The sequence below is a fragment of the Paenibacillus sp. cl6col genome (assembly GCF_900102125.1).
Taxonomy (GTDB): Bacteria; Bacillota; Bacilli; order Paenibacillales; family Paenibacillaceae; genus Paenibacillus_B; species Paenibacillus_B suaedae.
This window is the reverse complement of record NZ_FNAZ01000001.1, coordinates 936,868-949,079: the sequence shown is the minus strand read 5'-3', so window position 1 is coordinate 949,079 and position 12,212 is coordinate 936,868. Positions and strand designations below refer to the sequence as shown.

Below are 12,212 nucleotides of genomic sequence, written 5' to 3'. Positions count from 1 at the left end.
GATCAATATGTTGTTGCTGGGCAAGTCTGGTTTCGAAGCGCAAAAAGCCGGGCTCATCAAACGTTTATCTACAAAGAGAGAGAAATGACAGGGAGGGAATTGCAATGAAAAAACAGCAAATCGGCGTAGTAGGCTTGGCCGTCATGGGGAAAAACCTAGCCTTAAATATAGAAAGCAAAGGGTTCTCAGTTGCAGTATACAATCGTTCGCCAGAGAAAACGAATGAGCTTCTGGAGGAGGCGCAAGGCAAGAATTTCGTCGGCACGTACAGTGTCGAAGAATTCGTCCAATCGCTCGAGACGCCGCGGAAAATTCTAATTATGGTCAAAGCGGGACAACCGACAGACGATACCATCAATCAGCTAGTTCCTTACCTGAGTCAAGGGGATATTCTTATCGACGGCGGGAACGCCTATTTCCCTGATACGCAAAGAAGAAATAAAGAGCTGCAAGCCAAGGGATTCCGTTTTATTGGCGCAGGTGTCTCGGGCGGCGAAGAGGGAGCGCTAAACGGCCCCGCGATTATGCCGGGCGGGCAAAAAGAGGCGTATGAACTGGTAGCGCCCATCCTGACCGCCATTTCGGCCAAAGTGAACGGCGATCCCTGCTCGACTTATATCGGAGAAGACGGTGCCGGCCATTATGTCAAAATGGTGCACAACGGCATTGAATACGGCGATATGCAGCTCATCGGCGAAGCGTATCATCTGCTCAAAGATGTATTGAACGTAAATACCGAGCAGCTGCATGACATTTTCTCCGAATGGAACAAAGGCGAACTGGATAGTTATTTGATTGAAATTACAGCCGATATTTTCTCGAAGACTGATCCGGAGACCGGCAAGCCAATGGTGGATGTCATCCTCGATTCGGCAGGACAGAAAGGAACGGGGAAATGGACGAGCCAAAGCGCATTGGATTTAGGAGTTCCATTGTCCATTATTACTGAATCCGTGTTTGCGCGGTTTATCTCCGCTATGAAAGAAGAACGCGTGGCAGCAAGCAAGCAGCTGAAAGGCCCCGCGGCTTCAAGCTACGACGGCGATCCCAATGAATTCATCGAGGCCGTCCGCAAGGCTTTGTATGCCAGCAAAATCGCTTCGTATGCGCAAGGCTTTGCGCAAATGAGAGCTGCTTCCGACGCGTATAATTGGAATTTGAACTATGGAGGCATCGCCATGATCTTCCGCGGGGGATGTATTATCCGCGCAAGGTTCTTACAAAATATTAAGGATGCATACGACCGGAACCCAGAATTGAAAAACTTGTTGTTGGACGAATACTTCAGTGGGATTATTGCTAACTATCAGGAAGCCTGGAGAAAAGTCGTATCGATTGCCGTAACTAGAGGAATTCCGGTTCCTGCTTTCGCTTCCGCTTTAGCTTATTATGACAGCTATCGGACAGAGAGACTACCGGCTAATTTACTGCAGGCACAGAGGGATTATTTTGGGGCGCATACGTTCGAGCGGCTTGATAAAAAGGGGAGTTTCCACTTTCAATGGATGGAAAACAATGAACAATAAGTGATTTATTATTGTGTAGTAATCCTTTAAACCTTAAATAAAAGAATAGTTCAATAGAGTATGTTAAGAGCGTGTTTTGATCAATCTTTTTCAAAACACGCTCTTTTTTTATGTATGGATTTGGAACGTGAAAACAGAGCAAACTTTGATAAAATAAACAAACAACAGCTTGAGATAACGGGAGGTAGTTTCCAATAAACGGAGATTTCACAATGCTGCTTCAGCTCTTTGAGCGGGCAGCATTATTGCTCATTATTTTGTTTTTCTTAACTCGTATTCCGAGCTTTAAGCAGATTCTGCAAAAGGAATCACTGACAACGAAGGAGTTCGCCGTCGTGACGCTTCTGTTCTGTACCTTTGCACTATTCGGTACCTACTCAGGCATCGATGTGGAAGGCTCGCTCGTCAACGTACGGATCATCGTAATAACGGCAGGGGGCATCTTGTTTGGGCCTTGGGTCGGTCTAGTCGTGGGCGTGGTGTCCGGAATCCATCGTTATTTGATCGATATCGGCGGGGTGACCTCGATTCCATGTCTCATCACGAGTATTATTGCGGGGCTGGTATCTGGGTATATTCATCTTCGCACACCAAAGGCGAAACGTTGGTTTATCGGGATTCTTGCCGGGATGGCTTGCGAGGCCTTAACGATGCTGTTGATCATATTCATGGCGCAGCCTACTACATTAGGCAATGAGATTGTATCCAGAATTGCTACACCGATGATTCTCGGGCAATTGAATGTGGGATTGATCATTTTGTTAATTCAGAATGTAGAAAGTGAACGGGAAGGAATCGCTGCGCAGCAAGCGAAGTTGGCGTTGGACATTGCAAATAAGGCATTGCCCTATTTCCGCTCCATCAATACCGAATCCTTGCACAAGATCTGTTCCATTATTAAAGAAGACATTCAAGCCGATGCGGTGGCGATTACGGATTCCTCGAGCGTGCTCGCTTACGTCGGTTTTGGGGAAGACCGCTATCAACTTCGGCATGAGATCATAAGTGATATGACCAAACAGACGATACGGAGCGGGGAGTTCATGATAAGCAACCATGCGTTGGACGATGCGATGCCCGGCATTCAATCCTTGCTTATTATTCCGCTGAAAGAGCGGGAAGAAGTGACGGGGACCTTGAAGATTTATTATCGGAAAGCGCATAAAATTACCTATCCGCTGCAGACTATGGCCGTCGGTTTGTCCCAGATCATTTCAACATTAATGGAAGTTTCTCGTGTGGAAGAGATTAAGGAGATGGCGAATAAAGCGGAGCTCAAAGCGCTGCAGACAACGATTCAGCCTCACTTTTTGTTCAATGCGCTAAATGCAATTGGATCCTCGATCCGGACTAGGCCAGACCAAGCGAGGGAGCTGATCGTCAATTTATCCGGATACTTACGTTATAATTTGGAGCTAACGGATGAATTGATCGATATCCATAAGGAGCTGGAGCAGGTTCGGAATTACGTAGAGATTGAAAAAGCACGCTTCGGAAATCGGCTGCATGTCGTTTATGATGTGGATGAAGTCGCCGTGAAGATTCCGAGTCTCATCATTCAACCGTTAGTGGAGAATGCGATTGTCCACGGCATATTGAAGGAGAGAGGGCCTGGAACGGTCACTATCTATGTCAAAGATACAGAAGAGTACATTCGGATTGGCGTGCGGGATACTGGCGTGGGTATCCGTGAAGATATCATCAAACAGGTGATAGAGGAGCGCGTTCCACCGAATCATATTGGTCTGTTCAATGTGTACAAGCGTGTGAAGCTCATTTTCGGGCATGGTGTTACTATGGAGCGGCTAGATCAAGGAACGAATATCTTTTTTGACATACAGAAGGAGACACGATGAGAGCGATAATTGTGGAAGATGAAGTTTTGGCCAGTGAAGAGCTGGAATATTTGATTACCAAACATAGCCGCATTGAAATCGTGGAGCGATTCGAAGATGGCCTTGATGTGCTCAAATTTCTGCAGGAGAAGGAAGTCGATGCGATTTTTCTCGATATTAACATTCCATCCTTGGATGGGATGCTGCTCGCGACGAATATCAGTAAGTTCGCGCATAAACCGTATGTTATTTTTACAACAGCGTATAAGGAACATGCAGCCCAAGCTTTTGAACTGGAAGCTTTTGATTATATCTTGAAGCCCTACGATGAGAACCGGATTGCCGCGATGTTACGTAAGCTGGAGACCGCCTTCGAACGGGATGTGCAGCAAGGAGGAAGTTCAAATCCCCCGGACAGCAGGCAAAGAGCTGAGGAGAAACGCATTAATCTGTTGAAAAATGATAAGTATATCGTAACTGATAGCGATGACATCTACTATGCGGAAGCACAAGAGAAGGTGACCAACGTATTCACGAAGAGCGGTACCTACACAATGCCGATGAGTATATCGGACTTTCATGCTATGCTGCCACAAGATCGATTCTATCGTTGTCATCGTTCCTATACCGTCAATTTGTCTCAAATCCATGAAATCGTTCCATGGTTCAACAATACCTACCTGCTGCGTCTACGTGATATGGATGCCAAAGTACCCGTCAGCAGAAGTAAAGTCAAAGAATTTAGGCAGTTGATGCATATATAAATGCAGTTCATTCCGCAATCCCGTCATTTCATGTCGCTCATGGCTCAAGTAAGCGTTTTATCTTGTAAGATAAGGGTGTAAAAAGCAAAGCGTAAAAAGGCTTTCACTTCCCTACAGATAAAACACAACTCTTGATCATAGCAGAATGGAAAGAGGGATCTATCATGAGAACGCATCAAGCAACTGGGTCGCAAGTAAATCGATGGATGATCGTCCTTGGAACAATCATTGTACAAATGGGATTAGGAACCATATATACGTGGAGTTTATTTAATCAGCCGTTAGCTGACAAGTTTGGATGGGAGCTTAGCTCCGTATCGATTACATTTTCCATCACTAGTTTTGCACTGGCTTTCTCGACACTGTTCGCTGGTAAGATTCAGGATCGTATCGGAATTCGGCGTATGACAATGATTGCAGGTGCTGTTCTCGGTGCAGGGCTAATCGCTAGCTCACAGGTTTCATCGTTGTGGATGTTGTACTTGCTGGCTGGCGTGGTTGTTGGTTTTGCGGATGGTACAGCATATATTACATCGCTATCGAATTTAATAAAATGGTTTCCTGAACGCAAAGGGTTAATATCCGGAATCTCGGTGGGAGCCTTTGGGACAGGCAGCTTGGTCTTTAAATATATCAATGCGAATTTCATCAATACGATGGGTGTCTCCTATGCATTTCTGGTCTGGGGATTGATCGTGATGGTGATGGTAATTGCCGGTTCGTTCTTAATCAAAGAAGCCGTAATTACGGAAACACCTGCGAACGCAAATACGGGGTCGCAGAGTGGGCGGAATTATACAGTCAAAGAAATGCTGCGTACGAAAGAAGCATATATGCTCTTCATTATTCTTTTCACAGCTTGTATGAGTGGATTGTACCTGATTGGTATCGTCAAAGACATCGGGGTACAGCTTGCCGGTCTTGATGTCAGCACAGCAGCGAATGCGGTAGCTATGGTGGCGATTTTCAATACGGCTGGCCGGATCATCCTCGGTGCATTGTCTGATAAAGTAGGACGTATGAAAGTGGTGGCGGGAGCGCTTTTTGCAACGGCATTGTCCGTCATGGCTTTAAACTTCGTACCTTTGAACCTGGGCATCTTCTTCACCTGTGTCGCGGTGATCGCATTCTGCTTTGGCGGTAATATCACGGTCTTCCCAGCGATTGTGGCTGACTATTTCGGTTTGAAGAACCAAAGCAAGAACTATGGAATCATTTATCAGGGATTCGGTTTAGGTGCCTTGGCTGGTTCGTTCCTTAGTGCTCTGTTCGGTGGTTTTCATATTACCTTTACCGTCATCGCGGTCTTGTGTATGCTCTCTTTCTTGATTGCGATCTTTATCTCCGTACCTAGCGGGCGTAATCAGTCGAAGAAGAACCAAGAAGTGAAACCAGTAGTAAACCAAGAAGTGCTAAAACCGCGTTACAATGTAGGATAATCGCAGTGGAACCTCCTATTGGTAGGATAGGTCACTGAAAGAGTGTTAGATAATTAAACAGGTGTCTTTCGCACAGATAAGCGGTGCAAAGACGCCTGTTTTTTTGTTTATTCTAATGCTCGTACTGTCTAATTAACTCCCTGTATTTGTTCGAGCACACTTGTGGACGCTTCACGTTTGCCTACACGGGATCGTCTAACACCCTCTAGAGTCAAATCCACCTCAAGATCCAACATTCCATATTTATCCATTCACATGATCCATGTCTGAATGTGCTCCTCAGCAGTATTCAATCTCATGTTCTGTAAAGCTAATGGGGGAAGCATTAATTAAAATTTAACATTTGATTCCGTTTTAAATAAGTTCCATTTTAGATAGATATAGTGAAATATGGATCAAAAGTATAAGTGGTTTAATTCTTGGGGAGGAGGATTTCATCCATATTCTAAAAAGGAGGTGTAGCGATGATTACACGAAGCAAAATGATGGCTTTGAGTCTTTTCTTGTGTATGCTGCTCGCTTTATTACCTACATCAGGCTTCGCCGAGGCCGATGTTGATGTCGCAGCTATAGCAGGTGCTGTACCGAATCCGTGGAAACAACAAAATATCGGTTCTCCTGCATTAACGGGCAGCGCTTCTTATGATCCAGGGGGTGATCAATTTAGCGTAAGCGGCGCTGGCACAGACATCTGGGGCAAATCAGATCAGTTCAATTACCTCTATCAACCCTGGACAGGAGACGGCGCTATCATTGCCCTTGTCTCTTCTCAGACCCATACACACGATTTTGCGAAAGCAGGAATTATGATAAGGGAAACGTTGAATGCCAATTCCAAGCATGTCGATTTGCTATTGACGCCTTCCAACGGGTTCACGTTCCAGTACCGGACGGAGACGGGCGGATCATCTCAGAGTGTTAAAATTGCTTCGACGAGCCCGGCCTGGGTAAAGCTTGAACGCAAAGGCAATGTGATCAAAGGATATGTATCCAACAACGGGTTGAACTGGGGCGATCTGGGCAACTTGACTATTAATATGAATGCTTCGTTGTATGTAGGATTGGCTGTCACCAGCCATAATGTATCCAGCCTAAGCACGGCCACCTTTGACAAGGTAAAAGTCAATGCTACCGGTGATGTATTCCCGCCTACAGAACCAACAAACCTGCAAGCAAACCAAGTAACGGATACAACTGTGAACATATCCTGGACTGCATCGCTGGATGATGTAGGCGTGAAGGGCTATGACTTATACAAAGATAATGTTCTGACGCAAGCAAATGTCAAGGATACTACCTACACCTTTACCGAATTAACGCCGGATACTACCTATCAATTCACGGTCAAAGCCAAAGATGCGGCAGGAAATATATCCAATGCCAGCAGCCCTCTCACCGTAAAAACGACAAATCAAACTGACACGCAGGCCCCAACTGCTCCGTCAGGACTTGTAAGCCCGAGCAAAACATCTTCGTCAGTCAATCTGTCCTGGACGGCATCTACAGATAACGTCAGCGTCTATGCGTACGACATATATAAAAATGGCACACTCGCCGGAAGCACGCCTGCGACATCTTTTAATGTAACAGGACTTACGGCAAATACCTCGTATACCTTTACCGTGAAAGCAAGAGACTTAGCAGGAAATAGTTCCGCAGCTAGCAGTGCGTTGTCTGTCAAAACCAGCCCCGCCTCCTCCGATCCTTATACACCAGAGGTTGTTGCTACCAACTTGGAAACCCCATGGGCTGTTGATTTTGCACCGGATGGGCGGATTTTCTTCACCGAACGCAACAGCGGCAGAGTCCGTGTCATTGTGAACGGAAAGTTGAAATCAACGCCAGTTATTACGCTGGGCTCGCCTTTCTATTACATGCCTAAGAGCGAAGGCGGCTTATTGGGCCTGGTTCTCGATCCTAATTTCACCACCAATCATTACATGTATATCTACCATTCCTACAAAACATCAGACAACAAAGTTGCCAATCAGGTCGTTCGGCTGAAAGAGAACAACAACATCGCTACAGTAGACAAAGTCCTCATTACAAATCTTCCGGGTGCAGTCTATCACAATGGCGGCCGGATGAAAATAGGCCCCGACAACAAGCTGTATTTCAGTGACGGCAATTACGGCAACAAAGACGATACACTCACTTACCTTGGAGGGAAGATATTCCGCCTGAATCTAGACGGCACCATTCCAAGTGATAATCCGTTTGCCTCCTCGCCCATTTATAGCCGTGGACATCGGAATCCTCAAGGATTAGCATGGCAGCCTGGAACGAACCGTCTCTTTGCATCAGAGCACGGTGAATCCTCCAAAGATGAGATTAACTACATTCAACCCGGTAACAATTACGGTTGGCCTAAATATGAGGGTGGGAATCAGAACCAACCAGGCATTACACCCCCGCTCATTTATGCGAATGGCACAACCTGGGCGCCTTCGGGCATGACTTTTGTAACTCAAGGGCCCTGGGCAGGGAATCTGCTTGTTACCAATTTAAAAGGCAAACAGATCATTCGCATGATCGTTGGAGAACAGAACGGCCAACCGACGATCAAGAGCAGTGATCTTACTTACTTGTTCGTGAATAAATACGGACGCATTCGCGACATTGTCGAGGCGCCGGACGGATCACTCTACTTCGTCACCAGCAACAATGGCGACAAAAACGGTGACGGCACCCCGGATAAACTTATTCGATTGGCACCCAACTTCTAGCGAATATGGATGTATAAGTCTGTTTAAGCTTCTAGATGAAAAATAGACCTCCTATTAGAAGTAGGAGGTCTATTCTTCATTTCATATTGAAAGGAGTATGCGGAGCTTATTACAATCGATAACCCGTTAGCCTAATAACTCTGCAGTTTGTAAGAAAGCGTCCAGCCGCTCCTTTTGAAGCAGATGATGACGGTAATGCATCTCCACCATCGTGAACCATTCGACCGCGTTTAACGCGCCGAAGGCTACGGCTGGATGAGTCGCCTTTCGCTGCAGCCGCTCTGGGTCTATGGTCTGCAGTGACGCTCCAATCTCATGCATGCGGTGCCTTGCTTCCTCAAGCTTGGCGACAAGCTGCTCCTTGCTCTCTGGCTGAGGAGGCGTATATTGCAAGTCGGCCGGTACCTGAATGCGAATCGGTGGGAAGCTCCCTTGCTCAAACACGGCATGGCCGGCCTCCGTCTTCCCACTGTCCTCCTCGCTGCCGCCACCGAGCGCTATGCACTGCTCCGCAAGACGGAGCTGCAAGTTCAGCGTGGAATGGGGCAGATGCAGGTACATTTGCCCAAGCGACCATTCGTTCTCGCTCGGCTTGCGACACAATTCCGCCAGACTATACTTGTCCAGCTCCCGAACATAATGCTTCGAAATTTCTTCGAACCTTACCAAAATATCAGTGATTCCTATGTTCTTGTTCATCAAGATCATCTCCTCGTGTATCACTATCTGCGATCAAAAGCAAGACTCGCAGCAAGACCTGTCAAGACACTTGCCATTAGCCAACGCTGCACCCATAGCCAGGTTGCCAAGAAGCGAGATGACTCCAGCTGTACGACCTTGCGAAATAGTACGAGAAACTCCTCTCTGTATTTCATCAAAGTTAGAAACTATTATATATCCTAAGTCCAGCTTTGATAACATTTTTTGTAAGGAGTATGAAGGCCAAGAATAAGAAAATAAAGTCCTAGATATCTAAGCACTAAGAAATCACTTTATTTTCTTTGATCAACATAAAAAAGTGTAGAGAAAGAATACATCTTTCTCTACACTCTGAGAACTCGGACTCCGAGTTCTTATTCATTAAAAATCAAAATTATCTGGGTCTGGACCTACACGATGGTTCTGATTTAATCCATCAATGATCTCCATTTCCTCTTTCGTCAGTTCAAAGTCAAACACATTTGCATTTTCAACGATTCGGTGCTCTTTTGTTGATTTTGGAATAGTAACAACCCCGTTCTGCAAGTCCCAACGCAAAATAACTTGGGCAATAGATTTATTATGCTTGTTCGCAATTTCCTGAATAACTTCGTTGTCAAGCAATTGACCTTGCATGAGAGGTGACCATGCTTCAAACTGAATATCGTTGGCTTGGCAAAATGCTTGCAACTCTTTTTGAGTTAAGCGCGGATGGTATTCTACTTGGTTGATCATCGGCTTAATTTCAGCATCCTTCATCAAGTCTTCCAAATGGTGGATTTGGAAATTACTTACGCCAATTGCTTTTACGCGGCCTTCTTTATAAAGCGTTTCTAACGCTCTCCACGCATCTTTATATTTTCCTTCAACCGGCCAATGAATCAAATACAAATCCAAATACGCTAAGCCCAGTTTCTTTAAGCTTGTTTCATAAGCAGCAATCGTCGATTCATATCCCAAATCCGCGTTCCAAACCTTAGAAGTGACAAATAGCTCTTCTCTTGAAATGCCTGCTTCTTTCAAGCCTTCTTGAATCCCTTGGCCAACGCCTTCTTCATTCCCATAAATCGCTGCTGTATCTACACTGCGGTATCCATGTTTAATCGCTGTTCTTACTGCGTTCACCAATTCAGGGCCTTCTTCGACTTTGAAAACGCCAAGTCCAAACCAAGGCATTTTCACGCCATTATTCAAAGTTGTTGTATCTTTCAAATTTTTTGCCATCATAATAAAAACCTCCAACATGTTATTATATTTTGCTTGCTCGATCTTTTCGTTCCATAGCTCTGCTAAATCCAGTTAAGATTGTAGCGGCTAATACCATAAGTGCTCCAATCCAAGTCGTATGGATAAGTCCTATCGAGTCTGTAACAATTCCGCCTACAAAGGAACCTATCGCAATCCCGGCATTAAATGCAGCAATATTGATTGCTGATGCCACATCAACTGCACTAGGAACAAAGCGCTCAGCCAGTATTACAACATAGACTTGCAAGCCCGGCACATTCATAAATGCTAACAGCCCCATCAACAGAATCGTTATCAATCCAGCAACTTTAAATGGTGCTGTAAACATCAAAATAAATAAGACGACTGCTTGTACAATAAACATATAGAACAATGCACCAATTGGGTTTTGATTCGATAACTTACCTCCAATCATATTCCCAATCGCAATCGCGATACCGTAAGCTAACAAAATGACAGCTACTGTTCCTTCTTTAAACCCAGTGATGTCTTGAAGCAATGGTGATAAGTAGGTAAACACGACAAATGTTCCGCCATATCCTAATGCTGTAATGATGAACAAAAGCAATAACCGACCATTTGTCACTAGTTTAAGCTGATCACGAAAAGAAGTTTTTACTCCTTTACGCAAATGAGATGGAACAAGAATGCTATTTGCAATTAAAGCAATAACACCAATGATAACAATAGCAATAAAGGCTGTTCTCCAACCTAGCTGCTGTCCAATAAATGTCCCAAATGGAACACCAGTTACCGTAGCTACAGTAAGACCTGTAAACATAATGGATATCGCACTAGCTCTGCGGTCTTCTGGAACTAAATCGGCAGCAATTGTCGATCCTATTGACATGAAGACCCCATGTGAAAATGCGGAGATCACACGTGCTACTAGCAAAATCCCAATAGTCGTGGAGAGTGCAGCAACAGTATTGCCAATAATAAAGACAATCATGATCCAAAGTAATAATTTCTTACGTGACATGCTTGATGTCAAAGCTGTCAAAATCGGAGCTCCAAACGTTGCTCCTAACGCATATAAGGACACCGTTAATCCGGCCGTGGTTACTGGAATACCTAAATCATTTGCAATAAGCGGCAGCAACCCGACACTGATGAATTCAGTTGTCCCGATTGCAAAAGCACTTACTGCCAAGGCAAGCAATGCTAACATGCTTTGCTTTTTACTTAGTTCCATATTATCTCCTCCTTTTTTCTGTTATATAAATGGGAACTTTCTTTCCAGCGAATAATAAATTTTGAAGTGCATCCGTCTCAAAATGTTATATTGATTTTTAAGAAAGTATGGTATTCATCGGCCGGCAAATGTTATTATGAGATATATCATCCATAAAGAAAAGTACGCACTTTTAAGTTATATAGAAACCTAAAAGTAACATAGGTACTTTTTAGTGCCTGTAAGAAGGAGGAGAACCAAGATGCAAAAAAAGAAATACAATATCTCTGTTGAAGCGACATTAGAGGTCTTAGGCGGCAAATGGAAATGCGTGATTCTATGCCATCTGACTCACGGGAAAAAACGGACAAGCGAATTAAAACGCCTCATGCCAAATATCACCCAAAAAATGCTTACCCAACAGCTGCGCGAGCTTGAAGAGGATGGGGTCATCAATCGAATCGTGTACAATCAAGTTCCACCAAGAGTAGAGTACGAGCTTAGTGAATATGGACAGAGCTTAGAAGGGATTCTAAGTGCACTATGTACATGGGGTGAAAAGCATTTAACGAGAGTATATGGAGATAAGTTTGCTGTTTTAGAAGATAGTGTGTTGAATGAACAGCTTAAGTAAGGGGATATTCGGAGTTTGGTTATGTAGATAGAGGACATATGTGTAAGAACCAATAAATGAGAAGGGCTTTGCTTTCCGCAATGGAGGCAGAGCCCTTTTTATATACCGGCCTTCAGGCTGGCTCTAAGTCGGTACTAATAGAACGGCTCGAATCATATTCATATAAA

9 protein-coding genes and 1 pseudogene are annotated in these 12,212 nt (G+C 44.6%); 6 read left to right on the top strand and 4 right to left on the bottom strand.

Annotated features, from left to right (window positions below; genetic code table 11):
• Positions 1–104 precede the first annotated feature (104 nt).
• The 5 genes from gndA to BLS15_RS04030 all read left to right on the top strand — a co-directional run bounded on the left by gndA (position 105) and on the right by BLS15_RS04030 (position 8,290).
• Positions 105–1,526 carry an NADP-dependent phosphogluconate dehydrogenase gene (gene gndA / locus BLS15_RS04050; RefSeq protein ID WP_028532607.1) on the top strand — a complete coding sequence of 474 codons (1,422 nt, stop codon included), beginning with the start codon at positions 105–107 and terminating at the stop codon, positions 1,524–1,526.
• A gap of 212 nt (positions 1,527–1,738) precedes the next feature.
• Positions 1,739–3,382, top strand: coding sequence for a sensor histidine kinase (locus BLS15_RS04045; RefSeq protein ID WP_028532606.1), 1,644 nt, complete (start codon positions 1,739–1,741; stop codon positions 3,380–3,382).
• A complete protein-coding gene (locus BLS15_RS04040) occupies positions 3,379–4,125 on the top strand; it encodes a LytR/AlgR family response regulator transcription factor (RefSeq protein WP_021254023.1) in 747 nt (248 codons plus the stop codon). Before BLS15_RS04045 ends, BLS15_RS04040 begins: the two co-directional genes overlap by 4 nt.
• Positions 4,126–4,289: 164 nt before the next feature.
• Positions 4,290–5,564: an L-lactate MFS transporter gene (locus BLS15_RS04035; protein WP_028532605.1), complete on the top strand. Its 1,275-nt coding sequence runs from the start codon at positions 4,290–4,292 to the stop codon at positions 5,562–5,564.
• 464 nt (positions 5,565–6,028) lie between these two features.
• Entirely contained in the window at positions 6,029–8,290 is a 2,262-nt protein-coding gene (locus BLS15_RS04030) for a PQQ-dependent sugar dehydrogenase (protein ID WP_028532604.1), read from the top strand.
• Between the two features lie 126 nt (positions 8,291–8,416).
• Here BLS15_RS04030 and BLS15_RS04025 read toward each other — a convergent pair whose 3' ends face one another.
• The 4 genes and pseudogenes from BLS15_RS04025 to BLS15_RS04015 form a co-directional block, all read right to left on the bottom strand.
• Complete coding sequence (locus BLS15_RS04025) at positions 8,417–8,989, bottom strand: DinB family protein (RefSeq protein ID WP_028532603.1); 573 nt, start codon at positions 8,987–8,989, stop codon at positions 8,417–8,419.
• A 23-nt stretch (positions 8,990–9,012) separates the two neighbouring features.
• Positions 9,013–9,093: pseudogene (locus BLS15_RS28435) on the bottom strand (LysE family translocator); the annotation flags it as partial.
• Positions 9,094–9,370: 277 nt separating this feature from the next.
• Entirely contained in the window at positions 9,371–10,213 is an 843-nt protein-coding gene (locus tag BLS15_RS04020; protein WP_028532602.1) for an aldo/keto reductase, read from the bottom strand.
• Positions 10,214–10,238: 25 nt separating this feature from the next.
• Positions 10,239–11,432 (bottom strand): MFS transporter, encoded by a 1,194-nt coding sequence (locus BLS15_RS04015; protein ID WP_090510006.1) that lies wholly within the window; start codon positions 11,430–11,432, stop codon positions 10,239–10,241.
• A gap of 241 nt (positions 11,433–11,673) precedes the next feature.
• Between BLS15_RS04015 and BLS15_RS04010 the strand changes: the two genes are divergently transcribed.
• Positions 11,674–12,045, top strand: coding sequence for a winged helix-turn-helix transcriptional regulator (locus BLS15_RS04010; protein ID WP_090510002.1), 372 nt, complete (start codon positions 11,674–11,676; stop codon positions 12,043–12,045).
• Positions 12,046–12,212: the final 167 nt, after the last annotated feature.